This window comes from Rhizobium ruizarguesonis (genome assembly GCF_017357285.1).
Lineage (GTDB): Bacteria > Pseudomonadota > Alphaproteobacteria > Rhizobiales > Rhizobiaceae > Rhizobium > Rhizobium ruizarguesonis.
In genome coordinates, this window is sequence record NZ_CP071678.1 from 942,096 (window position 1) to 967,653 (window position 25,558).

Genomic DNA, 25,558 nt, shown 5'->3' on the forward strand with positions numbered 1-25,558 from the left:
TTCATGCCTCCGCGATCGCAAAGAGCCGTAGGCCGTCGCGTTCGGCGATGACATCCACGAGTGCCCCCATTGCAAAGGGCACCCTCTTTCCATCAGCAGGGATCTGGACCTGAATGATCTCTCCGCTTCCGAAATCGGAGCGAACGAGATGAAGGTCGAAGGAGCCGGCAAAGACCGACGTTTCGATCCGGCCGGGGAGGGCGTTCTGTCCCCCTGCGCCACGTGCTGCAAGGCCAAGGCGCTCGGGCCGTAGCGCGAGCCGAACGCGATCACCTATCCTTGCCGAACCCTCGAAGCCATGGGCAGCACCGGGTGTATCAATGACCACGTCGTCACCCAGTCTGATCGTCTGGCGGCCAGCGGTCTCGCCCAGGAATTCTCCAGTCAGGAAGTTCATCTTGCCGATGAAATCGGCCACAAAGGCGCTCTGCGGATTACAGTAAAGGTCCGCCGGGGTTCCGAGCTGCGCCAGCTGCCCCTTTGCCATAACGGCGATCCGGTCGGACATCGTCAACGCCTCCTCCTGATCGTGCGTCACGTAGATGACCGTTGCACCGAGGCGCCGCTGCAGCTGCTTGATCTCGATCTGCATGGATTCGCGCAGCTTCTTGTCCAGTGCCCCGAGTGGCTCGTCCATCAAGAGGACAGGCGGTTCGAACACGATTGCGCGCGCGACCGCCACCCGCTGTTGCTGGCCGCCGGAAAGTTCGTGGGGATAGCGCTTGGCATAGTCCGGGAGTTGGACGAGGTCGAGCGCCCGGCCAACCCGTTCTGCTCTGAGGTCCTTGCGGATGCCGCGCATCTTCAGGGGAAAGGCAATATTTTCGGCGACGGTCAAATGCGGGAACAAGGCATACCGCTGGAAGACCATCCCAATATTGCGGCGATCGGGCGATACGGCGGTGACATCGCGCCCGTCGATGATGATGCGTCCGGCAGACGGGCTTTCGAAACCGGCGATCATTGTCAGAAGCGTCGTCTTGCCCGATCCGGAGGGACCGAGGATCGACAGGAATTCGCCTGCCGGAACATCCAGGGTCACTGCGCCAACGGCAGTCTGGCTGCCGTAGATCTTGCCTATGCGATCGATGAAAACAGGCGCACCAATCAAAATGATATCTCCTCATTTGCGTGCTTTGCCACGCATTGAACCCTCCCGGTTCCGCTCGTGCGGCGCCAGGTGCTGTGAGTGTCATGCCGGCAAGACCGGCAGCTTGTTCCGGGCATGGCCGTCCGGGGCCAAGGCGTTGCTAATATTCACGATACCGTTATGATGTCACATTACGGTATCAGTTTTCGTGTAATTCATTTTTGTTGCAACAAAAATGTGAAGGTGTCAACGCGTGGGGGTCAATTTTGAACGAAAATACAACTGGACAGGAATTGTCGGCGTCGGATTTGCAGTCTGGGCGCCTTAGCGACTTCGCCTATTCATCCATCAAGGAGCAGCTCGCGCGGGGTGCTTACAAGCCCGGTCACAAGTTACCGATCCGTTCGGTTGCCGAAATGCTGAACGTTGGTGCAACACCGGCGCGCGAGGCAATCAACCGCCTGGTCTTTGAGGGCGCGCTCGTCATGGTGGGTCCTAAAACCGTCATCGTTCCGCATCTCGATCTTGCGGCACTTTACGAAGTCACGCAGATGCGGCTTGCGCTCGAAGGGTTGGCGACGGAGAAAGGCGCGCTTCGCTCGACCGATGATATAGCGGACAAGCTCTTGGCGCTGCAGGAGAAAATCACACTGTCGCTCGACGAAAAGCGCTACGGCGATGCTCTTCACGATAATAAGGAATTCCACTTTACGATCTACCGGTTGTGCGAGATGCCGCACCTCCTTTCGACCATTGAGGCTCTGTGGTTAAGGGTCGGCGCTTCATTCCACGACCTCTATCCAGAGTTTGCGGAAGCAAAATACGGTGTCCACAACCACCTGGCCGCGATTGAAGGGCTGGTGGATAGAGACCCCTCTGCGGTCCGTGCCGCAATGGAAAACGATATTCGAGACGGCTATCGGCGCCTCAAGAAAGCAGCGCAGCAGCGTCTCAAGCGGCAATAACATCGCAGCCGGATTTTTTTGTTGCAACTTCTTCGGGTTCATGATTTTTGTTATAACAAAATTATGAAGGGTTGCGCCGCGACCCGTTTGCCGGAGAAGATCGAATGTTTCACCCTGATATCTTGCGCAATGGCCGGGGATTTCCCCGGTCGCGGTCCGAACATTTCTTCAAAAAGGGTCGCCGCGTGTTTCCGACCGGGATCACGCGGGTCACGGTAGATCACGAGCCCAGCCCGCTTTACATTTCGCGCGGGGAGGGAGCCTACCTCATCGATGTCGACGGCAATCGCCTCCTCGACCTGAATAATAATTTCACGACGCTGATACACGGCCACGGCTTCCTTCCCGTTGCCGACGCGGTTGCGGATCTGCTTCATCGCGGAACGTGTTTCTCCAACCCGACTGAGCACGAGATCACTCTGGCCGAGCTGTTGATCGAGCGCATTCCGGCGATCGAACATATTCGTTTCGTCAACAGCGGGACCGAGGCGGTAATGTTTTCGATCAAGGCCGCCCGCGCCTTCACCTGCCGGCCGGGCATCGCACGGATAGAAGGTGCCTATCACGGCGCCTATGATTGGGCGGAAACGGGGCAGGCAGTGTCGCCGGCAATATGGAATGACCCGCTGCGGTCGCCAGCCGTACCAGCCTATCGCGGTATGCCCTCTTCGGTAGGTGAGGAGGTGACGGTTATCCGCTTCAACGACATCGCGGATCTGGAGCGCCGGATTGCTTCGGCGGCCCCTTCACTGGCCTGTATCCTGATCGATCCGATGCCGAGCCGCGCCGGGCTGATAGCTCCCGAACCGAGCTTTTTTGCCGCTGTCGAGGCGATCGCGAAGCAATACGGGATTCTCATCGTGGCCGATGAGGTCCTTAATCTGCGGCAGTCATATGTGGGGGCGTCGGCGCGCTATGGTCTTCACCCCGATTTGGTCGCCGCCGGCAAAATCATCGGCGGCGGTTTTCCCGTCGGGGCGATCGGCGGGCGCAAGGACGTGATGCGGGTGTTCGCAAGCGACAGCGGCAAGCCGCTGCTGCCGCAAGGCGGCACGTTTTCGGCAAACCCCGTGTCGATGGTCGCAGGCCGGGTCGCTATGGAAGCGATGACGGATGGCGCATTCGCTTCACTCGAGAGCCTCGGCGACCGTATCCGGGCTGGGCTTCGAAAGGAAATCGAGCGCCACGGCGCAGCCTTCAGCGTGACGGGGGCGGCGTCCTTATTTCGCATCCATCCGAAAGGAAAGCAGCCAACGGACTTCCGCGAAGCGTATCTCGCGCCGGACGAGGCCGAGTTGATGGGCCGCCTCTCCAGACATTTCCTCAATTGCGGCATCCTACTTCCCAATGGCGCTGCGGCGTGCCTTTCGACGGCAATGACGACAGCTGACGGTGATGCGGTCATCGCAGTCTTCGCAGACTTCCTTTCAATCCTCGAAGCAACTCCAACCGAAGCAGGCATGTGACCATGGCAACTGATCATACAACCGTCGCCGAGCGGATCGCTCTTTCCCTGAAAAGGCACGACGTCACCCATATCTTTGCTCAGAGCCTGCCTTCGGCGGTTATCCTTGCGGCCGAAGCAATCGGCATCCGTCAAGTCGCCTACCGTCAGGAAAACATGGGAGGGACCATGGCTGACGGCTACGCTCGCCTATGCGGCAAGGTCGGTGTGGTAGCAGCGCAGAACGGACCAGCCGCAACGCTTCTCGTTCCGCCGCTGGCCGAAGCGCTGAAGGCTAGCGTTCCGCTCGTTGCTCTCGTCCAGGATGTCGAGCGAGACCAGGCCGATCGTAATGCATTCCAGGAACTCGATCATCTTACCCTATTCCAATCCTGCACGAAGTGGGTGCGAAAGGTGCTCGTAGGGGAGCGCATCGACGATTATGTCGATGCGGCCTTCACGGCAGCCGCCTCGGGCCGGCCAGGACCGGCAGCTCTCCTGCTCCCCGCCGACCTCTTGCGGGAGCAGATAGCCCCTTCGCCCTTTCGTCGTGAGGCTGTGCTAGGCCACTGGCCGCTCGATCGGTTGCGTCCGCGCGATAGCGACATCGAGCGCGCGGCCTCGATGATCGCCGCAGCCCACGCACCCATCGTTATCGCTGGAGGAGGCGTCCACGCAAGCCATGCCGCCGGCGAGCTTTCTGCACTACAGGACGAAGCCTCGCTTGCCGTCCTGACGACCAATATGGGAAAGGGCGCGGTCGACGAATACCACCCGCTGTCAGCAGGCGTTCTCGGCGCTCTCGTCGGGCCGAGATCGCTTGGACGGCACACGCTTGCCCTTGTCGAGGAAGCCGATCTCGTCATTCTGGTCGGGACGCGAACCAACCAGAATGGCACCGATAGTTGGCGCCAAATTCCTCGGTCCGCGTCAGTCATCCACATCGATGTCGATCCCACCGAAATCGGACGTACCTACGAAGCGATCAGATTGGCAGGCGATGCGGCCGAAACTATAAGCGCGCTGCGTAGCACGCTTGCCCGACGCGATCTGTCGCACCGCGCATCGCAGCGCGATAAGTTGACGGCTCGTATCGCTGGATTTTGGCGCTCGTTTGACATGGAGCGCCAATCTGTTGCTCGTTCAGAGAAAAGTCCGATCCGTCCCGAGCGGGTCATGTCCGACCTGCAAAAAGTGCTGACGGCAGATACGACCGTTGTTTCCGATGCGAGCTATTCTTCGATGTGGATAGCCGGCCAGTTGCGGGCTCTTTCCCCCGGTATGCGCTTCCTGTCGCCGCGCGGCCTTGCTGGACTCGGGTGGGGCTTACCACTTGCGCTCGGCGCAAAAGCGGCGAAGCCGGACAAGCCAGTTGTCACCATCGTGGGGGATGGCGGCTTCGCGCATAGCTGGGCGGAGTTGGAGACCATGGTGCGGAGCAAGCTACCCATACTCATCGTCGTTTTGAACAACGGGGTCCTTGGCTTCCAACGTGATGCTGAAACTGCGAAGTTCGGCAGCTTCACGACTGCCTGCAGCTTCGCCGACGTCGATCATCGGCGGATTGCCGAAGCTTGCGGCTGCCCGGCAGTCCGCATCTCCGATCCCGCCGATCTTCTTCGATACCTCGAGCGTGGTCTCTCTGGAGAAGGGCCCTTGCTGATTGAGGTCATGACAGAGGCGGGCGCCCATCCACCCCTTTCGCTGTTTGCTGCTATGGATCACGCGGCATGAGTGCTGACCGCAGCCCACATGTTGCGGTCATCAGCGGTGGCACCACCGGGATCGGTCTTGCCACCGCATTTCGCCTGCTGAAGGCGGGTCATCGGGTTGCCGTCTTCAGCCACGGCGAAGCAAGCGTCATCGCCGCGGGCGCCGCGCTTGCCGAGGCTTTTGGACCAGAGCGCTCGCTTGCGAGAAAAGTTGATCTCCGCGAACCGGCGGCAGTCGTTTCCTTTTTCGGCGAAGTCGCCCGTGTCTTGGGCGCACCTGGGATCCTCGTCTGCAACGCGGGGATCTCGCCGAAGGGTCCCGATGGCCCTCTTCACGTCGCCGACCTTACCCTTGAAGAGTGGAACGACGTGCTCGCCGTCAACCTGACAGGGACGATGTTGTGCTGCCGGGCCGTTCTGCCTGCCATGAAGGAAAGCGGCTATGGACGCGTCATCTTCGTTGGGTCTCTTGCGGGCCGGACGAGACCGCGGATCGCCGGCGCGAGCTATGCGACGTCCAAAGCCGCACTTTCAGGATTGTCCCGCGTGCTGGTCTCTCAATACGGCCGCTATGGCATAACGTCGAATGTCGTGGCGCCAGGTCGCATCGTGACGCCACTGACAGGCTCCCCGCAAAGCAAGATAAACATCGACGCGCTCGCCCGCATCCCGTCCGGCAGGCTCGGTGCTCCGGACGACGTCGCCGCAGTGATCGCGTTCCTGGCATCGGAGGATGCCGGGTTTGTCAACGGAGCCATCATAGATGTCAACGGTGGCGAGTTCGTGCCGAGCTGAGCTTGCCGTTTCGTCACGGGGGAAAGGGCGATAAACATGGCTCCGATCATTCTGGTTTGCTCGCAGGACGCCGAGCTTTATCTGCTCCTCGCGCACGTTCTGCGTGGTGAGGGTTTCGAGACTCGTCTTGCTGCAAATGACGACGATGTCGTGGACGCCTGCGCATCAGCAGAGCTTTCCGCTGTCGTCCTGGATTGTGCAGGCTGGCCGAGTGATGTTGCGCCCTTATTTGCTCTTTTGAAGGATTCAGGGCTTCCGGTAGGTGCACTTGTCAGCGAGGACACACGTGCACAGCACTTGCAATTGATCAAGGCCGGGCTGGACGAAGGCATCACGCGTCCTTTGTCGCCCTCAAAGCTTCTCGCCTTTCTCCACGGCATAAGCCCGCGGTCGGAGGCTTCGACTCTGCCAAACTTTGCTGCCGCCGCCGACATTGTCTTTGGTCCGCAAGCCGTCGTGGTTTCAGGCAAGATAATAACGCTTGCGCCTATGGAGGTGAAAATTCTTAGATTTCTATTAGAAAGGCAGGGCCAGATCAGTACCCGCGAGCAACTCATTGAGGCGGTTTGGCCCGATCCGCACACAGTGGAAAGCCGGACGGTTGACGTGCATATCGGCCGGCTCCGAAAAGCGTTTGCAGGACTCCGCAATCTGAGGATTCGCACCGTTTATGGGGCGGGTTACGTTCTTGACTACCACGACCATTGATGCCGCATATCCTGGTCTCTGACGGGTTTGCGGGGGGGGGGCCGTTTATTGCAATTCAACGACTCGGGAAATTCGTCGCTTTAATTCCTTGGTCACGCAGCTCCGAACGAGCTCAGCTTCTCTAGAAGCTCCTCCGAAATCTCGAACTGACGCGCCGTTCCGCGACCCATCGAGTTCTTCACGATCGTCTCGTCCAACATCCCCCGTTTGACCAGGAGATCGACCGTCTCCTTGACGCCAGTGCGCGTCAGAGCCGTAATTTCCATGATACTGGAAAGGGTTAGCTTCTGATGCGCCTGGTTCATGCTGTAGAGGATCGTCATCATGCCGACCTGCTTCAGCCTTGCCTGAGGCGTCTCGTCTTCGAGGGGATGATCGAGGATCTCATGCAGGATGAGACCTGAGAAGGCCAGATTCCGCCATTGGGTCGTGAGTGCTCTTGTCATGCTGTTTTACTGTGTTATATAATTCAGTATAAATTGCTCTACAGGCAAACCACTTCTTCCGCAATGGGATGTCCTTTGAAGGGTCGTGCTCATGAAAAACCTTCTGCTCAACTCAGTCGTGGCGGTCTGCTGCATATTGCCACCCTACCTTACTTCACCTGGCAGGGCGCAAGCAAATGATTGGGGTTGCGAAGTTATCCTGTGCCTCTCCAACCCTGGAGGCCCGACGCAGTTCGCGGAATGCCGGCCGCCGATCCAGAAGCTGTGGCGCGAGCTTGCCGAGGGGCATTCGTTCCCGACATGCAGTGGCGCCACCTTCCACAGTTCGCGCCCGGGCTATGAGCCGTATTACTGCGAAACCGGATATCGGCTGGAAAGCGATTATGGTCCGCGCGGGCAGGAAACAACCTGCGTGTCGACAGCCCTCCAGCCGGTGAGCGATGCATTCTGCCCTCATGTTGGGGACGAGTATAATTTCAGCAACGGTTCGGTGCGGTCCCCGCGATGGCAGCTGCTGGATGGACGGCGCCAATGCATGGGCTACCCGACCGCCCGCCCGAACGTCAGATCGCAGCCGCATTATGTCGACGTGACGATCGACGGGGCGGCGACGCAGCGGGTCTGGTACTGATCGATGGCCGTCGTTTTCATGGACCTCGCCCAGCACTGCGCACCCATGGTGGACGTCAGGACGCTCGCCGCCGTCATCAGTCTCGAGAGTGGTTTCAGCCCCTTCGCCATTCGGATCAACAGCGGCCCGTCGCTCGAGCGCCAACCCGCGTCGAAGGCCGAAGCGATCGAACTGGCGACATCCCTTGTTGCCGATCGGCAGGACATCCAGATCGGCCTCGGCGGCATTGGCGAGGCGGAGTTGCGCCGGCTCAAGCTTTCGATTTCGGATGCGTTCGATCCCTGCCTGAACCTCAAGGCCACGGCCACCCTGCTCGACGGCTATTATCGCCTGGCCTTGGGCTCCGGCGCTGACGCGAGGCAAGCCGAGAGCGTCATGCTTCAGTCCTACTACGGGCGTGACGATCCGTCTGTTGGCGAAATGATCAAATATGACGAGCAGGTCCGCCAGGAAATGGTCCGCCTGCCTTCCGACCTGGCGTCTCTCGCTATCGCCGAGCCTCGTGAAGATGCCCCTCGCGCGGACCGGCCAGCCAGCCGGGAGACATCCCCGGCCGAACAGTTCCTTCCGCAATCCGCTGAAGCCGCATCGTGGGACGTCTTCAACGCCCGGCGGTCATCCAAGGTTCTCGTGTTTCAGAATGATCAATCGGAGCAAAGTGAATGATCTCAAAAATAAACCTTCGCCCTGTCGCGGCCTCTCTCCTGATGGCAGCAGCCATCGTCGCCTGCCTGGTGGAGCCGGCTTTCGCCCAGGCAGCCGGGATCGAAACCGTCCTGCAGAACATCGTCGACATGCTGACCGGCAACATCGCCCGGCTGCTCGCGGTCATCGCCGTCATCATCATCTGCATTGCCTGGATGTTCGGCTACATGGATCTTCGCCGCGCCGGCTTCTGGATCATCGGCATCGGCGGGATTTTCGGCGCGACGGAACTCGTCAATACGATCGTTGGAAGCTGATCATCATGCCGATCACCGCCGCGATCGAGGAAGATATCCTGTTCCTTGCCTGCACCCGCCCGGCGATGATCGCCGGCGTGACGATGGAGGCGATGGGCGTGAACGTCATGCTGACGACGATCCTCTACATCACCGCGGGATCAATCGCCTACGCGCTGGTCGGCGTGGTCTTCCACTTCATATTCCGCACGCTCGTCAAACACGACCATAACATGTTCCGGATCCTGATCGCCTGGATCGAGACGCGCGGCCGGTCGCGTAACGCCGCCTATTGGGGTGGGGCCACACTCTCACCCTTGATCCTCATCCGGCGCTATGACGAAAGGGATTTGAGCCTTGCCTAGCATCGCAACGCTTCGCTTGCGTGAACTCGGGCCGGAAACCTTCATTCCGCACGTCCGTCACGTCGACGAGACAACGATCGCGCTCGAATCCAGGGCGCTGATGATGATGCTCGCGCTCGATGGTATATCCTTCGAGACCGCCGATGTCCTGGATCTCAACAGTCTGCACCGCGACCTCAATACGCTCTACCGCAACATCGCCGACGAGCGCCTGGCGCTCTGGACACATGTCATTCGCCGCCGCGACAACGACTATCCGGACGGAGAGTTCGCCAATCGTTTTTCGCAGGGGCTGAATGCAAGATACCGCGACCGCATGATCGCAGAGGATCTGTTTCGAAACGATCTGTACCTCTCGCTTGTCTGGCAACCGGGCCGGGGCCCCGCCGAAAAAGCGGCCAACCTTCTTTCACGCCTGCGCAAGGCGCGCCGCACCGGCGTCGAAGTCGACGAGGATGCCCTGAAGCACCTGCAGGACAAAGTATCGGACGTGACCGCAGGGCTGAAACGCTTCGAGCCTCGGGTGCTCTCCCTCTACGAGCAAGACGGCATCCTCTTTTCCGAACCGAGCGAGGTCCTGCATCAGATCGTCGGCGGCCGGCGGGAGCGCATTCCACTGACGGGGGGCAGGATCTCCTCGGCGATCTATTCGGATCGGGTGATCTTCGGGCGCGAGACCATCGAGATCCGCCATGAGGCCGAAAGTCGCTATGCCGGCATATTCGGGTTCAAGGAATATCCGGCGACCACCCGTAGCGGCATGCTCGACGGCATTTTGAAGGCGCCGTTCGAGCTCATCCTGACGCAGTCTTTCTCCTTCGTCTCGAAAGCCGATGCGCGCACGATCATGGGACGCAAACAGAACCAGATGGTGAGCGCCGGCGACAAGGCGGCGTCGCAGATAGAAGAACTGGGCGATGCCATGGACGACCTGGAATCGAACCGCTTTGTGCTTGGTGAGCACCATCTGGCGCTGTCGGTCTTTGCGCCTTCGGTGAAGGAGCTGACCGATCATATGGCGAAAGCACGGGCGTTCGTCACCAACGGCGGCGCGGTCGTCGCCCGCGAGGATCTCGGGCTCGAGGCGGCCTGGTGGGGGCAGGTGCCGGGCAATTTCCGCTATCGCGCAAGATCGGGCGCCATCACCTCGCGAAATTTCGCGGCACTCGCCCCCTATCATTCCTATCCCACAGGCAAGAAGGACGGAAATGAATGGGGACCGGCCGTCGCCATGCTGAAGACTGCCTCCGGCTCGCCTTTCTATTTCAATTTCCACCACAGCGACCTTGGCAACACCTTCGTCTGCGGCCCGTCGGGCACCGGCAAGACGGTGCTGTTGAACTTCATGCTCTCCCAGCTCGAAAAACACGATCCCCACATGGTCTTCTTCGACAAGGATCGGGGAGCCGACCTGTTCGTCCGGGCTGCGGGCGGCACTTACCTGCCGCTTCGAAACGGTGTTGCCACCGGCTGCGCGCCGTTGAAGGCGCTTGAACCAACCGCGGAGAACAAGGTGTTCCTCGCCCGCTGGATCGGCCAGCTGGTCGGGTCGGCGAAGCGCGAGCTGACCGTGTTGGAGCTGCGCGACATCGCCTCGGCCATCGATGGCCTGGCCGACCTTCCGGTCGAAAGACGCTCGATCGGCGCCTTGCGCACCTTCCTCAACAACACCGACCCCGAAGGCATCGCCTCGCGGCTCAGGCGGTGGGAAAGGGGAGGGCCGCTCGGCTGGGTGTTCGACAACGAGACCGACGACATCGGGATCGGTGCCAAGTTCATCGGCTACGACATGACCGACTTCCTCGACAACGAGGAAATTCGCGCTCCGCTGATGGCCTACCTGTTCTTCCGCATCGAGCAGTTGATCGATGGGCGCCGCATCATCATCGTCATCGACGAGTTCTGGAAGGCCCTGCAGGACGAAGGCTTTCGCGATCTCGCCCAGAACAAGCTGAAAACGATCCGCAAGCAGAACGGGCTGATGTTGTTTGCGACCCAAAGCCCGCGCGATGCGATCGTCTCGCCGATCGCCCATACGATCATCGAGCAGTGCCCCACGCAGATCTTCCTACCCAATCCGCGCGGCGATCATGCCGATTATGTCGACGGGTTCAAACTGACGGAGCGCGAGTTCGAGCTTCTCTCCCGCGAGCTTCCGGTGGAGAGCCGCCGCTTCATCGTCAAACAGGGGCACAACAGCGTCGTTGCCGAACTGAACCTCAGGGGTTTCGACGACGAGCTCGACATTCTCTCCGGCCGCACCGCCAGCGTCGAATTGGCCGAGGCGATCCGGGCGGAGGTCGGCGATCGGCTCGAAGATTGGCTACCGGTGTTTCAGCAAAGAAGGAGAACGGATTGATGGAAAGGGTCAGAATAGAGTTTGCGCTGGCGATGATGGCTGCGCTGTCGCCCGCAGGAACGGCATTCGCACAGGGCATTCCGGTCATCGATGAGACGGCGATCGCCAAGCAGATCGAGAGCATCACCCAGCTTAAATCCCAGCTCGACACGCTCAATCAACAGGTCCAACAGGCCCAGCAGCTTTACGCATCGCTGAACAAGATCACCAACATGGCCGATATCGCCGGTGTGCTGAACGACCCTTCAATCCGCAAGGCATTGCCGCAGGATTTCAAAGACATCGAAGGGTTGCTCAAGGGAGCGGGCACCGGTGTCTTCGGCAATTCCGCCTCGAAATTCCTCGAACAGAATTCGACCTATCGCACCAACGCCAATGATTTCTATGCGCAGGAACTGGCCCGCGCCCAGAACCAGAATGCCGGCCAGATGAGCCTCGGCCAGCAGATCTACGATGCCGCCACCAAGCGCATTGACGGCATCGATCAGCTGCGCCAGCAGATCTCGGGTGCCGCAGATGCCAAGGATATCGCCGATCTTCAAGCACGGCTGCAGGCCGAAACCGCCTTTCTGCAAACCGACGTGCTGCGCATGCAGGCCCTGCAGATGGTCCAGCAGGCTGAGGTTCAGGTCGACGACCAGCGCAAGGCCGAGGATTGGCGCAAGCGCCTCGATGCCATGGGAGAGGCCCTCAAATGAAACATCTCCTGCTTGGCATTGTCATGCTCACCCTTTCTGGCTGCTTCGGCGAGGAAGACAGGATCTACACTGTCGACGAGCTGATGGCTGATGAGGTCCTGCTGGCGAAGATCACAAGTGAATGCCGCAACAACCCCGGCGCCTTGCGTCAGACGCCCAATTGCCAAAACGCCGAGGCGGCGGACTGGCGGGTTCGGCTTCATCTCCCGCGTAAATCGCCAGGAGGCTGAGTGATGTACCAGGTCTTCAGCTTCGTCGACGGCCAGTTCAAGGCACCGCTGGAAAATTTCATCTCGTCGGGCACCTCGAACATCGCCAGCTGGATCGGCGGCCCGCTCACCGCGGCGCTGACGCTCTACGTCGTGCTCTATGGCTACCTTGTCCTGCGGGGCTCGGTCCAGGAGCCCATTCTCGAATTCGCGTTCCGGGCGATGAAGCTTGCCATCATCGTCATGCTGGTGCGCAACGCCAGCGACTATCAGACCTACGTCACCAACATCTTCTTCGAGACGCTGCCGCGCGAGATCTCGCAGGCGTTGAACTCGGGGACGGCACCCAGCGCTTCCACCTTCGACAGCCTCCTCGACAAGGGCCAGGAATGCGCGCGCGAAATCTGGGCGCGGGCGACTTGGCCCGCCGACATCGTCACCGGCATTGGCGGAATGATGGCCATCGGCGCGAGCTTCACCGTGGCGGCGATCGGCTATATCGTCTCGCTCTATGCCCGGCTGGCGCTCGCTATCGTGCTGGCGATCGGCCCGATCTTCGTCGCGCTCGCGATGTTCCAGTCCACCCGTCGTTTCACCGAATCCTGGATCGGTCAGCTCGCCAATTTCGTCATTCTCCAGGTCCTGGTCGTTGCGATCGGTTCATTGCTGATCAGCTGTATCGACACGACCTTCACGGCAATCGAAAGCTATACCGACGTCATGATGCGTCCGGTCGCTCTTTGCGCCATCTGCCTCGCCGCCCTTTACGTCTTCTACCAGCTGCCCGGCATTGCCTCCGCCCTTGCGGCGGGCGGAGCATCGCTGACCTACGGCTATAGTGCCAGCCGAGACGCCCATGAAAGCACGCTTGCCTGGGCCGCCTCGCATGGCACCAGAGCGGTTGGGCGAGGCGCCCGTTTCGTCAGCCGCCGCCTCAGAACTTGAGGGGCCGGACGATGCCTTCTCCACGAAAAACGTTTCGGAGGTTTGCGTTCAAATGATCCGCATCATCGTCTCGCTTCTCCTTGCCATGGACCTCACCGGTTGTGCTTCGATGTCCCACCCTTTGCCCAAATGCGACGGCTATTCGCGCCGGCCGCTCAACCGCTCCATGTGGCAATGGGAGGACAACAAGCCCACCGGGCAGGACGGTTCCGACGCTGTCCAGCCGACGGCGACCGGCCATGTGTCTTCCTATGGCGAAGAGCCGTTGGCGGAGGAGCCGGCCGCCTTTTCGCATTTCGATGCCGTGGGTTCCTATCGGCCGTGCCAGGAGGGGTGAGATGGTGAATACGGACAGTATGAAGGGCTATTTCGAAAGAGCGCGCCGCTTCGATCAGGATCGGCTGGTCCAGGTGGAACGGTCGGCGCGCATCGCCTGGTTCATCGCGATCGCCGCGAGCGTGCTTGCCGCCGCCTCGATCGTCGCCGTTGCCGGCCTCACGCCTTTGAAAACGGTCGAACCTTTCGTCGTTCGGGTCGACAATTCGACCGGCATCGTCGACGTCGTCTCGGCGCTGACCTCGACCGCCGGCAGCTATGACGAGGCGGTGACCAAGTATTTTGCGGCCAAATATGTGCGTGCGCGGGAAGCCTACGTCTGGAGCGAAGCCGAGGAGAATTTTCGCACCGTCGCCCTGCTGTCGACCCAGCCGGAGCAGACGCGTTTTGCGGCGATCTATCGGGGCGGTAATCCGGACTCTCCGCAGAATATCTACGGTCGCGGTGCAACGTCGCGGATCAACGTCGTCTCGATCTCCCTGATCAACGCCAATGTCGTATCGGTGCGCTATACCAGGACCGTCACCCGCGGTGACGACGTCAGGACCACCCACTGGGTGGCAACGCTCACCTTTTCCTATGTCAACGCGCCGATGTCCTCGACCGACCGGCTGACCAATCCGCTTGGTTTCGCCGTCAGCGAATATCGCGCCGATCCGGAGGCCATCAATTGAAGCAGAGTGTCCTGATCGCCCTGGCCATGGTCGCCGGCCTCTCCACGACGGCGTACGCACTCGATATTCCGCGCGGTGCATCGCAGGATACCCGCGTCCGCTTCATCGACTACCAGCCTTATAACATCACGAAGATCGTCGGCACCTTGCGGTCCTCGGTGCAGATCGAGTTTGCCGCCGATGAGGAAATTGCCCACGTCGCGCTCGGCAATAGCGTCGCATGGGAAGTGGCTCCTGCCGGCAATATCCTGTTCCTGAAACCCCGCGAAAACCAGCCCGTAACCAACATCTCGGTCGTCACGACCAGGCGGGACGGCTCCACACGCAGCTATCAGATGGAACTCACGGTTCGCGACGGCACCGTCGAGGCCGGGCAGAACACCTACTTCTATGTGAAGTATCGCTATCCTGCCGACGAAGCCGAACGCCGGAGGCTCGATGCCGCTGCTCGTGCGCAGGCGGCCCAGGCCGGCGAAGCGGACAAGGTTCTTGCTCTTCACGAAGCCTATGGGCCGCGCAACTGGCGCTATTCGGCGCAAGGGTCAGCGTCACTTGAACCGCAGGCAGTCTACGACAACGGCAAGGTCACCACCTTCGTCTTTGCCGGCAACCAGGAAATGCCGGCGATCTACATGGAAAATTCCGACGGCAGCGAGAGCCTGGTGCCGAAGTCCGTCGAGAACAACCTGGTGCTCGTGCACGCGATCAGCCGCAAGTTTATCCTGCGCAGGGGAGGCGACGTCCTCTGCGTCTTCAACGAGGCCTATGATCGTATCGGCATCAATCCCGATACGAACACCACCTCACCCTCAGTCGAGCGCGTCGTGAAGACGCAGGCTGCGACAGGACAATAGGAGGACGTCATGGCCGGGGAAGACAGCACCCACATTCCGGGTGAGCGCGCCGAGACGACGACCCGCCGCGGTCTCGACAACAATCCGACGGTGAGACGTGGCGCGGTGGCGCTGGCAATCATCGCCTTCGTCGGCTTTGCGCTCTGGTCGATGCGCGGCCAGGAGAAGCCAGCCGACGGGGTCCAGCCAGAACGCGTCGTCATCCGTCAGACATCGGATTTCGAGCCGGCGAAGGAGCCGGCCCAACCGGTCGCCACGCCGCCGGAAACCATCCTGCCGACGCCCGGACTGCCCGAGCAGGCGGGCGAGGATGAGAAGCTTCTCGACGCTGCCCGCCGCGCGCCGGTCATCGCCTATGGTGGTGAAAAGTCCCGCCAGCCTCATGCTCGAGACCAGAATGCCAGCGTCGATGTCGCGTCGAATTATGTTCCGCTCGCAAACAGGCCGGGCGGCCTCAGTGCCGAGGCGGAAAACGAGGACCAGCGCTTCAATCGCATGCTGGCGCCGACACAGCTGCAGGGCTCGCGTGCAGGAACTCTTGGAAATCGCGACTTCATCGTCGCCATGGGGACCTCCATTCCATGCGTCCTGGAGACGGCGCTGTCCTCCGACCAACCCGGCTTCACCAGCTGTGTCATCAACCGCGACGTCCTGTCGGACAACGGCCGCGTCGTGCTGATGGACAAGGGCACGCAGGTCGTCGGCGAATATCGTGGCGGCCTTCGCCGCGGCCAGAAACGCCTGTTTGTGCTCTGGAACCGCGCAAAGACACCGACTGGCGTGATCATCACCCTGGCGTCACCGGCAACCGATGCCCTTGGGCGTGCCGGTGTCGACGGTTACGTCGATACCCATTGGTGGGAGCGTTTCGGCAGCGCGATCCTGTTGTCGATCGTCGGCGATGCGAGCTCCTATGCCAACAGCCAGCTGCAGGATAGCGATGTCGAGGCAGACAACACGACGAGTGCCGGAAAGCAGGCGGCGACCATCGCCGTCGAGCAGTCGATCAATATTCCGCCGACCCTGTTGAAACATCAAGGAGAGTTGGTCTCGATCTTCGTGGCGCGTGATCTCGATTTCTCTAGCGTCTATCGGCTTCGCGTGACCGAACCGCGCAACCGCATCTACGATCGGGCGGTTCTTGGCGACTTCCGTCAAGCCTCGACCCTGGTCACGAAATAGGCCCACTCATGAAGGAGGGAGCCGACTCCGGCGTCGTGCGCGAGCTGCTAGTACCGCTGTCGCCCTTTCTGAGTGACAAGTCTCTCTATGAGATCATCATCAACTGGCCAACTCAGGTGGTCACCGAGGGCACGGCCGGGTGGCAAACCCACGATCTGCCGGAGCTGTCGTTCGACAAGCTGATGCGTCTCGCGCGGGCTGTCGCCAGCTATTCCAACCAGGCAATCGACGAAACCCGGCCCATCCTCTCGGCCACGCTGCCGGGCGACGAGCGGATCCAGATCGTCATCCCGCCGGCGACGACAAAGGGAACCGTCAGCATCACGATCAGAAAGCCGTCGTCGGTGTCTCTGAGCCTGAACGATCTTGATCAAGGCGGCTTGTTCGCCGAGGTGGCAAGGGAAGAGGCGGACGTCTCTGCAATCGACCGTACGCTCCTAGACCTCCATCGAACCGGGTCATACCAGGCATTTCTTCGAGAGGCTGTCCATGCGCGCAAGAACATCATCATCTCCGGGGCGACAGGATCCGGCAAGACGACGCTTTCGAAGGCGTTGATCCGCCATATTCCTTCCAGCGAACGCATCATCTCCATCGAAGACACGCCCGAGCTCGTCATCCCGCAGCCGAACCATGTCCGCCTCTTCTACTCCAAGGGGGGTCAAGGGCTGGCAAAAGTCGGGGCAAAAGATCTGCTCGAATCCTGCCTACGCATGCGACCGGATCGCATTCTTCTGCAGGAGCTGCGCGACGGCACCGCGTTCTACTACATTCGCAATGTGAACTCAGGTCATCCGGGCTCGATCACCACCGTCCACGCCGACTCGGCCAGGCTTGCCTTCGAACAACTGACACTGCTGGTGAAGGAATCCGAAGGCGGGCGGGACCTGGAGCGAACCGACATACGCGAGATGCTGAAGATCGCGATCGACGTCATCGTCCAGTGCAAACGCATCGATGGTCGGTTTCGGGTGACCGAGATCTATTTTCGGGCCGCAGCGATCGGTCCACCCGGTTCTCATCAAGGGGAGAAGGCTTAAGCTCTTTAACCTCGCGATAGGTATGATCTTCCTCAAGCAAGGCTTCGATCCTAGCTTTCCAATAGGAGCCGGCACGCTTCCGAAAGATAGCCTTGCGACGTGTGAGATCGTCAAGTCCGCACGAAGCGATTAGCCTTTGCTTGTGCGTCCATATCCTTCCGTCGGAAATAGATCGCCCGGCCGCAGCGGATCGGGCTATGGCCTTGAACGATGATGATCTGCTCGTCCTTGCGCATCGACTGGGTGATTTCGTGCGGCATGATCAGCGGCCGGCGCTGGAAATTGACGCTCTCGGATTTGCGCGTGCCGCCGCCTTTCGTGTCCCAGCCGATGTTGCGCGACCGCCCCTGAACCTCGACGGTCATCTCCCCGCATTGGGCAGAAACATTGCGCGCCGTATCGAGCGCCTTGATTGCGGCGTAGGAGGCGAAAGCGCAGCCATCGATCCATGACGTCGCGCCATCCTTGCCGAAGTGCCGCTCCAGCTGCCCGACCGATTGATAGAGCAGCATCATGCTGATCCCGTACTTGCGACCGCGATCGCGCGCCTCTTCCAGCACCCGCATGTAGCCGAGTAGGTCGACCTCATCGAGCATGAAAAGCGCTCGGCGGCTGAAGCCGCCATCGGCCTGGACCATGGCGTTGATCAGAGAGCCGATGATGACACGCCCGATGCCGGGATAGGAGCGCAGGATCGACGCCGGGATATTGAGGAATACGTCCGTCTTGCCGGTGACGATATCGCTCGACCTGAAGGCGTTGCCGCAGACGAGCGCGGCGTAACTATCCAATGAGAGCCATTGCGTATCCTTCGACGCCGTCGAATAGACACCAGAAAAGGTTTGCTCGGTCATGTTGGTGAAGACACCGAGCGTTTCGCGAATAAAGACAGTTTCCGAGTGTTCCTGAATGTCGCGCAGCATTGCGAGCACAGAGGGTTCCGGCTCGGAAACGATCTGGCGCAGGCTGCGCAGGTTCCGACGGCCGGCATATTCCGGCGACAGCATGACATGGGCGAGCAGTCCGGTCAGGAGATTGTGCGCCTGGTTCTGGAAGTAGGAGCCGGTCGAGGATTCAAAACGCAGGCTTTCGGATAGAAGCATGTGGGCGATGCCGACGATGTCCTCCTCCTTTCGCTTCGAATGCTCGATTCCGTCGAGGACATTCAAGCCCATGATCGGGTTGGCCGGATCGAGCACCATGACCTCGCGTTCGAGAACGCGGGTGCGATGCTCGACCACCATCGGCGCGACCTCGGTGGAAGGATCGAGGCAGATCAAAGGGCCGGTATAACGCAGTGCGGTCGGCAGGACGTTGCTGGTCGTCTTGTATCCACCCGATCCGGCAAAGAAGAGCATATGGGTGGAATCGAAGTCTTGGCTGTAGGTGAGGAGTGGCGCCTTGCCGCCCTGTCCCCACGTGCTGCGATCCTTCGGATCGAAGGGCACTTGGTGGACGGTTTCCTTGTCGACGCGGTAGCGCTCGCCGACGACGATCTCACCGTCGGGTGGAAAGAGCTTTGCCGCCGCCGACATTGAGAGCCAATCTGCATCGCCGAAGGTTCCGCCCCTTGCCCGTTTGACCGCCTCGGGCACGACGACGGAGATCCGGGCACCGACCGCCACGGCCATAAAGCCCGCCAGGGCGCCGATGACGGCAATGAAATCCACGTAGGAAAGCGCATGGTCCCAGGTAACGATGCCGCGCTCCACCGATGGGACGAGGCGTCCATATTCGCGCAACGCGTATAACCCTGCGACGACAAGAAAGCACAAGAGGCTGGCCACGGTGATCGGCCGCCGGCGATGCAGCGGCAACGCCCAGACGGTCAGAAGTCCGGCGAGTGGCCCGAACAGCAGCGCCGGCACGGGGGCTACTCGCAGGAACCAATATTCGGTCTTGCCGGATAGGCCGTGGGCCAGTCCCGTCCATCGCCAACCGACGACGTAGGCGGTGACGGCCGTGACGACGACCGGCACGAAGACCAGCAGCAGGCTCGGATGCAATCGACTCTTCAGCGCCATGCGGCGTTCTCCTCGACGCGCGGCGAAGAAGGATCGAGCGAAGGGGCCCTGAACGCCTCTTTGCCGATATCGCGCAACCGCTTATGTTCGGCCGATCCCGCTATCACCCTCGCCAATTCGATGAGGCCACCGAGCAGAAAAGCCCGGTCGGCCGTCGACAGGCCAGCCTTCATGACGATGCCGCCGAGCAGGAATTTCTCGCGTGCTTCTTTCTTGCGGTCAGCCGTCATGTGAAACCTCCGACGTCGATCCAGCGCCACCAACTGCTGGTCGACGCGTTTGAGGAGATGCGGCACTAGCCCCTTTCTTCTCCTCTTTGCGAAATCGCGCGGCGATCTCTTCGAAGATCCGCTCGACCTCCTCGTCGGCGATCTCCATTTCCGCCAGCCCGGACTTCGTCGCCGCGCGGGCAAACCGCTCGGCCGATTTGACTATCAGAAGTCGCCGACGTTCTCGCAGCTTCTCCATCTGCGCATCGAGATCAGAAATCGATGATTTTACAGCCATTTCTATTTCCTTCCCTATTTGGTGCGGTCGCAACGACGACGATTATACTAACTAAAAAACGATAGTAAAATGCGCCATTTTGCAGAAGCCCAAAACGTTGAGACGGAATTTCGGCCGATGGCCGTCTTCCGGAAAAGCGGCATCGGCCCTGCGGTCCGATCGGTTTGACGGCGCAATATACGTCGCTATCGCGATGTGTTCGGATGATCTGGAGACGGCAGTGGCGATCATGTTCGTCAGAGCGCAGTTGATCAGCGGGGGCTGGACGGAGCATCGTCTCGGCCGCCGCCTATCGTCATCGCGCCCGGATGATGGACGAACAGGCCGGTACGTCCTTCAGCTACAGGGGCGGGGCCTCCGAACTCGTCCATGAGGAACTGGCTCTGCCGGACTATATGCCGACCTGACTGCGGACGGCGATCGACGGTCGTTCCGTTGCCGGCGCCAGCGAAGTGCTGTGGAATGCGGTCGACGCCTTTGAGAAACGGGCAGACGCGCAGCTGGCGCGTGAGCTTATCATCGCGCTGCCGGAGGAACTGACGCGGGCCGAGAACATCGCGCTGGTGCGGGAGTTCGTGCGTGACAATCTCACTTCGAAGGGAATGGTCGCGGATTGGGTCTATCACGACAAAGACGGTAATCCGCATATCCATCTGATGACCACGCAAAGACCACTGACGGAGGAGGGGTTTGGACGCAAGAAGGTGGGTCACCAGCGAAGGCGGCGCTCCCTTGCGGATCGTCACCCCTGATCGTCCGAACGGCAAGAACGGCGCCGACCTGATACCGACAAGCCAACCCCTCTAGTGAGTCCAGGCGTCACCTGGCAATCGTTGAAGGAGAATTCCACGCTCACGAAAGCCTCCGTAGTGCCAAACGAACTGATGAATTTGGGACGCGAGACCAAAAGTTCGGTTCCTGAAGTTTCGATGGAACCCATGCCGCACCGGGTCGTTCTGCATGTTAACGGGAGAATACGCATGTCGAAAACCCTTCTCTACGGTGCGACGAAGATCGACGAGACAAACAGCGCTTATGCGCCGGTCGAAAGCCTCGCCCAGTTCCAGTGGAGGAACCGCGTCTTCGTGGTTTTCGCCGACAGGGATAATTCTCGCGCCGCCCACCAGGAAAATCACCTGCTGGCCGATCGCTCGGCCCTCGATGAGCGCGACCTGGTGGTGCTGAAGATTTCCGGCGCCGGCGTTCGACCGTTGTTCGGTGCGGCTGATGGCCTCGACGGCGAAGCGATCCGCCGCGATCTCGAGGCCCCGGAGGTGGGCGAATTCGCCGCCTTCCTTCTCGGCAAGGACGGCACCGTCAAGCTCAAGCTCAGCGAGCCGATCACCAATGGTGAGCTCTTCGCCATTATCGACAGCATGCCGATGCGCGCTGCCGAATCGCTGAAGCCGGACAAATAACTCCGAACGTTGTGTAGAACCAAGATCATGAAAGGGAGGCGGTCATGTCCGTGCCCAACGAACCCATTCCCGACCAGCCGCCGATGCCCGCGCCCGGCTGGAAGCCGGTGCCTCCGATTAAGGAACCGGAGCCGGACAGGCTGCCCGACGAGGCGCCGGTTCCGAATCCTGACGAGAACGACGAACCGGCAAAACACACTTTCGAGACTTAAAAAAAGATGTGCCGTTCAGCGCTGACGAGCTCCTGAAGAAAATCGGCAACGCTCCTGACGCGCATGAGGTCGCGCGCCGTTTCGTGATAGGTCGTCCAGTAGGCGCGGCGGATCGAAACCTCGGGCAGGATGCGCTGAAGTTCCGGATACTGCCGGGCAATATAATCATGCAGGATGCCGATTCCGGCGCCTGATCGTACCGCTTCAGTCTGCCCGATCGCCGTCGAAATTTCGAAGCTGGCATCCCAGCTCCGCATGACCTCGCCGGAGAAATTCAGCGAGGCGGTGAAGATCAGGTCTTCGACGTAACCGATGCGCGGATGCGCCTTCAGCGCCTCGATATCGCTTGGCGTGCCGTGGGAGGCGAGGTAGTCGCGTGAGGCATAGAGACCGAGCGTGTAGTCGGTGAGCTTGGAGGAGACGAGCCGGCCTTGTTCGGGTCGCTCCAGCGTGATGGCGATATCCGCCTCGCGCTGCGACAGCGAGAAAGAGCGCGGCACCGGTACGAGCTGGATCTTCAGCTCCGGATGGCGCTCGATCAACCTGCCCATGCGCGGCGCAAGAAAGGAAACACCGAAGCCGTCGGGCGCGCCGACGCGCACAGTCCCGGCAATTGCCGTATCTGTGTGGCCGAGGCTGGCCTGTGCTGCGAGCATTTCCGTTTCCATCCGCTCTGCGGATGCCAGGAACACTTCGCCTTCGGCCGTCAGCTCGCAGCCATTCGTGCGACGGATGAAAAGCCGCGTCTTCAGCGCCTCTTCCAGCGAAGTCAGCCGACGTGAGAGCGTGGCGTGATTGAGCCCCAGCCGCTTCGAGGCGGCAAGGATCTGCCCGGTGCGGGCGACGGCGAGGAAAATACGAACATCGTCCCAGTTCATAGCTTGGCACGCATTGCGATCGGATCGACCTCGATAAGGGTCAGCGATGTCACCATGTGCGCCGTCTGGTTCTTGTACTTAAGGAAATGTGGTGTTCGCAGATGGGCCTCGTATGCTTCTTGGTCGGCATAGACTTCAAGGATACGGATCCGGTTTGGGTTGTCTCTGATGGAAACAGCGCTCAGGGAATGGACGCCATCTTCCAGCGCTATGGATGCTTCGATTTCTTCCGTGAGCAATGCGCGATAGGTTTCAAGCGTGTCCGGATCGATCTCCAGCTCCGCCATTCTGACGATGGGTTTTCGGCTCATCGGTTTGACCTCCCCTTGGGGTTTGACTTGTTGGCGTGCGGTGCCAAGTTTGGAAGCAGCCACAGCGCCTGATGCAATGGTATGGCTATAATTTACGCACAACGGTTGCTTATATCAGCGCATTGATTTGTGCAAATTGAAGTGCGATTGTCGGCCATCGAAAAACAGGAGGAACATCCCATGCGTGAGATCGGTCATTTCATCGGCGGCAAGCAGGTTGCCGGCACCAGCGGCCGCGTGAGCAACGTCTACAATCCGGCGACGGGCGAAGTGCAGGCGACGGTCGCACTCGCAAGCGTTGAGGAACTGCGCGCCGCCGTAGAAAACGCCAAGGCTGCTCAGCCGAAATGGGCTGCCACCAATCCGCAGCGCCGCGCCCGCGTCTTCTTCAAGTTCGTCGAACTCCTGAACAAGCACATGGACGAGCTTGCCGAAATCCTCTCCAAGGAGCACGGCAAGACGATCGAGGATGCCAAGGGCGACGTCATTCGCGGCCTCGAAGTCTGCGAATTCGTCTGCGGCATTCCCCATCTCGCCAAAGGCGAGTTCACCGAGGGCGCCGGGCCTGCGATCGACATGTATTCGATCCGCCAGCCGGTCGGCATCGGCGCCGGCATCACCCCCTTCAATTTCCCCGGCATGATCCCGATGTGGATGTTTGCTCCGGCGATCGCCTGCGGCAACGCCTTTATCCTGAAGCCCTCCGAGCGTGATCCCTCCCTGCCGATACGCCTCGCCGAACTGATGATCGAGGCCGGTCTGCCCGCCGGCATCCTCAACGTCGTCAATGGTGACAAGGGTGCCGTCGACGCGATCCTCACCGATCCCGATATCGGCGCCGTCTCCTTCGTCGGCTCGACGCCGATCGCCCGCTACGTCTATGGCACCGCGGCGATGAACGGCAAGCGCGCCCAGTGCTTCGGCGGCGCCAAGAACCACATGATCATCATGCCGGATGCAGACCTTGATCAGGCCGTCAACGCGCTGATGGGCGCAGGCTACGGTTCGGCTGGCGAGCGCTGTATGGCGATCTCGGTTGCCGTTCCGGTCGGCGAGGAGACCGCCAACCGCCTCGTCGAGAAACTGACGCCGAAGATCGAATCTCTGCGCATCGGCCCCTATACCGACGACAAGGCAGACATGGGCCCGCTCGTCACCAAGGAAGCCTATACCCGTGTTCGCGGCCTGATCGACCGCGGCATCGAGGAAGGCGCCAAGCTCGTCGTCGACGGCCGCGATTTCAAGCTCCAGGGCTATGAAGACGGCTATTTCGTTGGGGGTTGCCTGTTCGATCACGTCACGCCGGAGATGGATATCTACAAGACCGAGATCTTCGGACCTGTGCTCTCCGTCGTTCGCGCCAACAACTATGAGGAAGCGCTGTCGTTGCCGATGAAGCACGAATACGGCAACGGCGTTGCGATCTACACCCGCGACGGCGATGCCGCCCGCGATTTTGCCTCGCGCATCAATATCGGCATGATCGGCATCAACGTTCCGATCCCGGTTCCGCTCGCCTACCACTCCTTCGGCGGCTGGAAGGCATCGAGCTTCGGCGACCTCAACCAGCACGGCACGGATTCGATCAAGTTCTGGACGAAGACCAAGACCGTCACCGCCCGCTGGCCCTCCGGTATCAAGAGCGGCGCCGAATTCGTCATGCCGACGATGAAGTGATCGTCACGACATTCCGATCTGAAATCTGTAATTCGGGGGCCATTTGGCTCCCGAATTTTTCCTCGTCATGCTGATTGCCGGCGATATCGCTCCGGCGTCGAGGATGTCCTGAGACAAGGGCGCGGTCTGCTCGCCATCTCCTATTTCCCAGTGCCGAGGTCAAACTGATGTGCAAGGTACGCCCGAGCGCAGGCGGGCGATCCTCGATGACGTTGGGATCCTGGAGCGGGATTGACGTCGCGGCAAATGGCCTCATAAGCTGAATGCGAATTTCATATTTTGGAATTGTTCAAAACTAGCAAACCGCCTATATAGGTCTGAACAGGCACGAGTCAGGAGATCGGCATGCGGTTGACGAAGCAGACGAACTATGCGGTTCGCATGTTGATGTATTGTGCTGCCAACGACGGGCACTTGAGCCGGATTCCGGAAATCGCCAGGGCCTATGGCGTTTCCGAGCTCTTTCTTTTCAAGATCCTTCAGCCGCTGAACAAGGCGGGTCTGGTCGAAACCGTGCGCGGTCGCAACGGCGGCGTGCGCTTGGGCAAACCGGCCGCCGACATTAGTCTTTTCGACGTCGTTCGGGTGACGGAAGACAGCTTCGCCATGGCCGAATGCTTCGAGGATGACGGTGAGGTCGAATGCCCGCTGGTCGACAGTTGCGGTCTGAATTCGGCGCTGCGCAAGGCGCTCAACGCCTTCTTCGCCGTGCTGTCGGAATATTCCATCGACGACCTCGTCAAGGCGCGTCCGCAGATCAATTTCCTTCTCGGAATCACCGGCGAGCCAGCATATCGCAAACCCGCGATCGTTGCCCCCGCCGCCTGAATTAAAGAGCAGAATATGCTTCTGAACCGCGGTTGCCCCTGCAACCGCGGTTTTTGTTTTTGTGGGTGTCTAGTTGGTCTCCGGCATACGGGGAAATGCCGTCGGCATGTCGCGATGGGCGCGTTTTTATACCAAATGCGACAAAATTTCGGTCTTTTTTGTGCGAAAATTTCCGAATGAGGCTGATTTTTGACGGAAAATTTCTAAAATTGTCCAGGTGGAAAAATTTTCTGCGTAGCCCGTTGCTTTCAGTAAATAAATATCGTTCCATCGAGCGTCGACCGGGATGCCAATCTACGGTCTCCAAAC

At 60.3% G+C, this 25,558-nt stretch carries 29 protein-coding genes and 1 pseudogene; 23 read left to right on the forward strand and 7 right to left on the reverse strand.

Annotated elements, in window-relative coordinates; all coding sequences use genetic code 11:
• Position 1: 1 nt before the first annotated feature.
• Positions 2-1,111 carry an ABC transporter ATP-binding protein gene (locus tag J3P73_RS04530; protein WP_130680371.1) on the reverse strand — a complete coding sequence of 370 codons (1,110 nt, stop codon included), beginning with the start codon at positions 1,109-1,111 and terminating at the stop codon, positions 2-4.
• Between the two features lie 245 nt (positions 1,112-1,356).
• On the opposite strand from J3P73_RS04530, the gene J3P73_RS04535 reads away from it, so the two are divergent.
• From J3P73_RS04535 to J3P73_RS04555, 5 genes are all read left to right on the forward strand, one after another.
• Entirely contained in the window at positions 1,357-2,055 is a 699-nt protein-coding gene (locus J3P73_RS04535) for a GntR family transcriptional regulator (protein WP_130771125.1), read from the forward strand.
• Between the two features lie 104 nt (positions 2,056-2,159).
• Complete coding sequence (locus J3P73_RS04540) at positions 2,160-3,521, forward strand: aspartate aminotransferase family protein (protein ID WP_130771126.1); 1,362 nt, start codon at positions 2,160-2,162, stop codon at positions 3,519-3,521.
• A 2-nt stretch (positions 3,522-3,523) separates the two neighbouring features.
• The gene (locus J3P73_RS04545) at positions 3,524-5,233 is read left to right on the forward strand and encodes an acetolactate synthase catalytic subunit (RefSeq protein ID WP_130771127.1); all 1,710 of its coding nucleotides are present in this window, start codon (positions 3,524-3,526) and stop codon (positions 5,231-5,233) included.
• Positions 5,230-6,006, forward strand: a complete 777-nt coding sequence (gene fabG / locus J3P73_RS04550; protein ID WP_130690865.1) for a 3-oxoacyl-ACP reductase FabG — start codon at positions 5,230-5,232, stop codon at positions 6,004-6,006. The genes J3P73_RS04545 and fabG overlap by 4 nt, the downstream gene beginning before the upstream one ends.
• 36 nt (positions 6,007-6,042) lie before the next feature.
• Positions 6,043-6,714, forward strand: a complete 672-nt coding sequence (locus tag J3P73_RS04555; protein ID WP_130666519.1) for a response regulator transcription factor — start codon at positions 6,043-6,045, stop codon at positions 6,712-6,714.
• A gap of 92 nt (positions 6,715-6,806) precedes the next feature.
• On the opposite strand, the gene J3P73_RS04560 is transcribed toward J3P73_RS04555, so the two are convergent.
• Positions 6,807-7,160: a MarR family transcriptional regulator gene (locus tag J3P73_RS04560; RefSeq protein ID WP_130771128.1), complete on the reverse strand. Its 354-nt coding sequence runs from the start codon at positions 7,158-7,160 to the stop codon at positions 6,807-6,809.
• A gap of 91 nt (positions 7,161-7,251) precedes the next feature.
• Between J3P73_RS04560 and J3P73_RS04565 the strand changes: the two genes are divergently transcribed.
• From J3P73_RS04565 to virB11, 13 genes are read left to right on the forward strand one after another with little or no spacing between them, the layout of a single operon-like run.
• The gene (locus tag J3P73_RS04565; RefSeq protein ID WP_130771129.1) at positions 7,252-7,791 is read left to right on the forward strand and encodes a hypothetical protein; all 540 of its coding nucleotides are present in this window, start codon (positions 7,252-7,254) and stop codon (positions 7,789-7,791) included.
• Between the two features lie 3 nt (positions 7,792-7,794).
• A complete protein-coding gene (locus J3P73_RS04570) occupies positions 7,795-8,457 on the forward strand; it encodes a lytic transglycosylase domain-containing protein (RefSeq protein ID WP_207579780.1) in 663 nt (220 codons plus the stop codon).
• The gene (locus J3P73_RS04575) at positions 8,454-8,753 is read left to right on the forward strand and encodes a TrbC/VirB2 family protein (protein WP_130666523.1); all 300 of its coding nucleotides are present in this window, start codon (positions 8,454-8,456) and stop codon (positions 8,751-8,753) included. Before J3P73_RS04570 ends, J3P73_RS04575 begins: the two co-directional genes overlap by 4 nt.
• Before the next feature lie 5 nt (positions 8,754-8,758).
• Entirely contained in the window at positions 8,759-9,097 is a 339-nt protein-coding gene (locus tag J3P73_RS04580; RefSeq protein ID WP_130660253.1) for a VirB3 family type IV secretion system protein, read from the forward strand.
• The gene (locus J3P73_RS04585; protein WP_130771131.1) at positions 9,090-11,456 is read left to right on the forward strand and encodes a VirB4 family type IV secretion/conjugal transfer ATPase; all 2,367 of its coding nucleotides are present in this window, start codon (positions 9,090-9,092) and stop codon (positions 11,454-11,456) included. The genes J3P73_RS04580 and J3P73_RS04585 overlap by 8 nt, the downstream gene beginning before the upstream one ends.
• Positions 11,456-12,154 carry a P-type DNA transfer protein VirB5 gene (gene virB5 / locus J3P73_RS04590; RefSeq protein WP_130666524.1) on the forward strand — a complete coding sequence of 233 codons (699 nt, stop codon included), beginning with the start codon at positions 11,456-11,458 and terminating at the stop codon, positions 12,152-12,154. The genes J3P73_RS04585 and virB5 overlap by 1 nt, the downstream gene beginning before the upstream one ends.
• Complete coding sequence (locus J3P73_RS04595) at positions 12,151-12,384, forward strand: EexN family lipoprotein (protein ID WP_130666525.1); 234 nt, start codon at positions 12,151-12,153, stop codon at positions 12,382-12,384. The genes virB5 and J3P73_RS04595 overlap by 4 nt, the downstream gene beginning before the upstream one ends.
• A gap of 3 nt (positions 12,385-12,387) precedes the next feature.
• A complete protein-coding gene (locus J3P73_RS04600) occupies positions 12,388-13,308 on the forward strand; it encodes a TrbL/VirB6 family protein (protein ID WP_130666526.1) in 921 nt (306 codons plus the stop codon).
• 52 nt (positions 13,309-13,360) lie between these two features.
• A complete protein-coding gene (locus J3P73_RS04605; protein WP_130666527.1) occupies positions 13,361-13,645 on the forward strand; it encodes a hypothetical protein in 285 nt (94 codons plus the stop codon).
• 1 nt (position 13,646) lies between these two features.
• Complete coding sequence (locus J3P73_RS04610) at positions 13,647-14,318, forward strand: VirB8 family type IV secretion system protein (RefSeq protein ID WP_130666528.1); 672 nt, start codon at positions 13,647-13,649, stop codon at positions 14,316-14,318.
• Between the two features lie 26 nt (positions 14,319-14,344).
• Positions 14,345-15,172, forward strand: a complete 828-nt coding sequence (gene virB9, locus J3P73_RS04615) for a P-type conjugative transfer protein VirB9 (protein WP_425328903.1) — start codon at positions 14,345-14,347, stop codon at positions 15,170-15,172.
• Positions 15,173-15,181: 9 nt separating this feature from the next.
• Positions 15,182-16,354 carry a type IV secretion system protein VirB10 gene (virB10, locus tag J3P73_RS04620; RefSeq protein WP_130771133.1) on the forward strand — a complete coding sequence of 391 codons (1,173 nt, stop codon included), beginning with the start codon at positions 15,182-15,184 and terminating at the stop codon, positions 16,352-16,354.
• Positions 16,355-16,362: 8 nt separating this feature from the next.
• A complete protein-coding gene (virB11, locus tag J3P73_RS04625; protein WP_130760527.1) occupies positions 16,363-17,394 on the forward strand; it encodes a P-type DNA transfer ATPase VirB11 in 1,032 nt (343 codons plus the stop codon).
• Between the two features lie 110 nt (positions 17,395-17,504).
• On the opposite strand, the gene traG is transcribed toward virB11, so the two are convergent.
• The 3 genes from traG to J3P73_RS04640 are packed head-to-tail and all read right to left on the reverse strand — an operon-like array spanning position 17,505 to position 19,925.
• A complete protein-coding gene (gene traG, locus J3P73_RS04630) occupies positions 17,505-19,418 on the reverse strand; it encodes a Ti-type conjugative transfer system protein TraG (RefSeq protein ID WP_130689369.1) in 1,914 nt (637 codons plus the stop codon).
• Positions 19,409-19,648: a conjugal transfer protein TraD gene (locus tag J3P73_RS04635; RefSeq protein ID WP_130684886.1), complete on the reverse strand. Its 240-nt coding sequence runs from the start codon at positions 19,646-19,648 to the stop codon at positions 19,409-19,411. Before J3P73_RS04635 ends, traG begins: the two co-directional genes overlap by 10 nt.
• Positions 19,638-19,925 carry a TraC family protein gene (locus tag J3P73_RS04640; protein WP_130689371.1) on the reverse strand — a complete coding sequence of 96 codons (288 nt, stop codon included), beginning with the start codon at positions 19,923-19,925 and terminating at the stop codon, positions 19,638-19,640. The genes J3P73_RS04635 and J3P73_RS04640 overlap by 11 nt, the downstream gene beginning before the upstream one ends.
• Before the next feature lie 220 nt (positions 19,926-20,145).
• On the opposite strand from J3P73_RS04640, the pseudogene J3P73_RS04645 reads away from it, so the two are divergent.
• The 3 genes and pseudogenes from J3P73_RS04645 to J3P73_RS04655 form a co-directional block, all read left to right on the forward strand.
• Positions 20,146-20,693: pseudogene (locus J3P73_RS04645) on the forward strand (MobA/MobL family protein); the annotation flags it as partial.
• A 212-nt stretch (positions 20,694-20,905) separates the two neighbouring features.
• Positions 20,906-21,343, forward strand: a complete 438-nt coding sequence (locus tag J3P73_RS04650; RefSeq protein ID WP_130716764.1) for a DUF4174 domain-containing protein — start codon at positions 20,906-20,908, stop codon at positions 21,341-21,343.
• 44 nt (positions 21,344-21,387) lie between these two features.
• On the forward strand, positions 21,388-21,555 hold the full coding sequence (locus J3P73_RS04655) for a hypothetical protein (protein ID WP_012756116.1): 168 nt from the start codon (positions 21,388-21,390) through the stop codon (positions 21,553-21,555).
• Here the strand turns inward: J3P73_RS04655 and J3P73_RS04660 are convergent.
• Complete coding sequence (locus J3P73_RS04660; RefSeq protein WP_130689373.1) at positions 21,552-22,433, reverse strand: LysR family transcriptional regulator; 882 nt, start codon at positions 22,431-22,433, stop codon at positions 21,552-21,554. The two genes, J3P73_RS04655 and J3P73_RS04660, sit on opposite strands and share 4 nt — an antisense overlap.
• Positions 22,430-22,744 (reverse strand): putative quinol monooxygenase, encoded by a 315-nt coding sequence (locus tag J3P73_RS04665; protein ID WP_130697251.1) that lies wholly within the window; start codon positions 22,742-22,744, stop codon positions 22,430-22,432. The genes J3P73_RS04660 and J3P73_RS04665 overlap by 4 nt, the downstream gene beginning before the upstream one ends.
• Before the next feature lie 180 nt (positions 22,745-22,924).
• Between J3P73_RS04665 and J3P73_RS04670 the strand changes: the two genes are divergently transcribed.
• Together J3P73_RS04670 and rirA are read left to right on the forward strand one after the other, a co-directional pair.
• Positions 22,925-24,421, forward strand: coding sequence for a CoA-acylating methylmalonate-semialdehyde dehydrogenase (locus tag J3P73_RS04670; protein ID WP_018070268.1), 1,497 nt, complete (start codon positions 22,925-22,927; stop codon positions 24,419-24,421).
• A 345-nt stretch (positions 24,422-24,766) separates the two neighbouring features.
• On the forward strand, positions 24,767-25,249 hold the full coding sequence (rirA, locus tag J3P73_RS04675) for an iron-responsive transcriptional regulator RirA (protein WP_003545647.1): 483 nt from the start codon (positions 24,767-24,769) through the stop codon (positions 25,247-25,249).
• The last annotated feature ends 309 nt before the right edge of the window (positions 25,250-25,558 follow it).

Bases quoted from the DNA above. Each gene is read 5' to 3' on its own strand.
- J3P73_RS04540 (WP_130771126.1), top strand. From the start codon at position 2,160: ATGTTTCACCCTGATATCTTGCGCAATGGCCGGGGATTTCCCCGGTCG.
- J3P73_RS04545 (WP_130771127.1), top strand. From the start codon at position 3,524: ATGGCAACTGATCATACAACCGTCGCCGAGCGGATCGCTCTTTCCCTG.
- fabG (WP_130690865.1), top strand. From the start codon at position 5,230: ATGAGTGCTGACCGCAGCCCACATGTTGCGGTCATCAGCGGTGGCACC.
- J3P73_RS04555 (WP_130666519.1), top strand. From the start codon at position 6,043: ATGGCTCCGATCATTCTGGTTTGCTCGCAGGACGCCGAGCTTTATCTG.
- J3P73_RS04560 (WP_130771128.1), bottom strand. From the start codon at position 7,160: ATGACAAGAGCACTCACGACCCAATGGCGGAATCTGGCCTTCTCAGGT.
- J3P73_RS04565 (WP_130771129.1), top strand. From the start codon at position 7,252: ATGAAAAACCTTCTGCTCAACTCAGTCGTGGCGGTCTGCTGCATATTG.
- J3P73_RS04570 (WP_207579780.1), top strand. From the start codon at position 7,795: ATGGCCGTCGTTTTCATGGACCTCGCCCAGCACTGCGCACCCATGGTG.
- J3P73_RS04575 (WP_130666523.1), top strand. From the start codon at position 8,454: ATGATCTCAAAAATAAACCTTCGCCCTGTCGCGGCCTCTCTCCTGATG.
- J3P73_RS04580 (WP_130660253.1), top strand. From the start codon at position 8,759: ATGCCGATCACCGCCGCGATCGAGGAAGATATCCTGTTCCTTGCCTGC.
- virB5 (WP_130666524.1), top strand. From the start codon at position 11,456: ATGGAAAGGGTCAGAATAGAGTTTGCGCTGGCGATGATGGCTGCGCTG.
- J3P73_RS04595 (WP_130666525.1), top strand. From the start codon at position 12,151: ATGAAACATCTCCTGCTTGGCATTGTCATGCTCACCCTTTCTGGCTGC.
- J3P73_RS04600 (WP_130666526.1), top strand. From the start codon at position 12,388: ATGTACCAGGTCTTCAGCTTCGTCGACGGCCAGTTCAAGGCACCGCTG.
- J3P73_RS04605 (WP_130666527.1), top strand. From the start codon at position 13,361: ATGATCCGCATCATCGTCTCGCTTCTCCTTGCCATGGACCTCACCGGT.
- J3P73_RS04610 (WP_130666528.1), top strand. From the start codon at position 13,647: ATGGTGAATACGGACAGTATGAAGGGCTATTTCGAAAGAGCGCGCCGC.
- virB9 (WP_425328903.1), top strand. From the start codon at position 14,345: ATGGTCGCCGGCCTCTCCACGACGGCGTACGCACTCGATATTCCGCGC.
- virB10 (WP_130771133.1), top strand. From the start codon at position 15,182: ATGGCCGGGGAAGACAGCACCCACATTCCGGGTGAGCGCGCCGAGACG.
- virB11 (WP_130760527.1), top strand. From the start codon at position 16,363: ATGAAGGAGGGAGCCGACTCCGGCGTCGTGCGCGAGCTGCTAGTACCG.
- traG (WP_130689369.1), bottom strand. From the start codon at position 19,418: ATGGCGCTGAAGAGTCGATTGCATCCGAGCCTGCTGCTGGTCTTCGTG.
- J3P73_RS04635 (WP_130684886.1), bottom strand. From the start codon at position 19,648: ATGACGGCTGACCGCAAGAAAGAAGCACGCGAGAAATTCCTGCTCGGC.
- J3P73_RS04640 (WP_130689371.1), bottom strand. From the start codon at position 19,925: ATGGCTGTAAAATCATCGATTTCTGATCTCGATGCGCAGATGGAGAAG.
- J3P73_RS04650 (WP_130716764.1), top strand. From the start codon at position 20,906: ATGTCGAAAACCCTTCTCTACGGTGCGACGAAGATCGACGAGACAAAC.
- J3P73_RS04655 (WP_012756116.1), top strand. From the start codon at position 21,388: ATGTCCGTGCCCAACGAACCCATTCCCGACCAGCCGCCGATGCCCGCG.
- J3P73_RS04660 (WP_130689373.1), bottom strand. From the start codon at position 22,433: ATGAACTGGGACGATGTTCGTATTTTCCTCGCCGTCGCCCGCACCGGG.
- J3P73_RS04665 (WP_130697251.1), bottom strand. From the start codon at position 22,744: ATGAGCCGAAAACCCATCGTCAGAATGGCGGAGCTGGAGATCGATCCG.
- J3P73_RS04670 (WP_018070268.1), top strand. From the start codon at position 22,925: ATGCGTGAGATCGGTCATTTCATCGGCGGCAAGCAGGTTGCCGGCACC.
- rirA (WP_003545647.1), top strand. From the start codon at position 24,767: ATGCGGTTGACGAAGCAGACGAACTATGCGGTTCGCATGTTGATGTAT.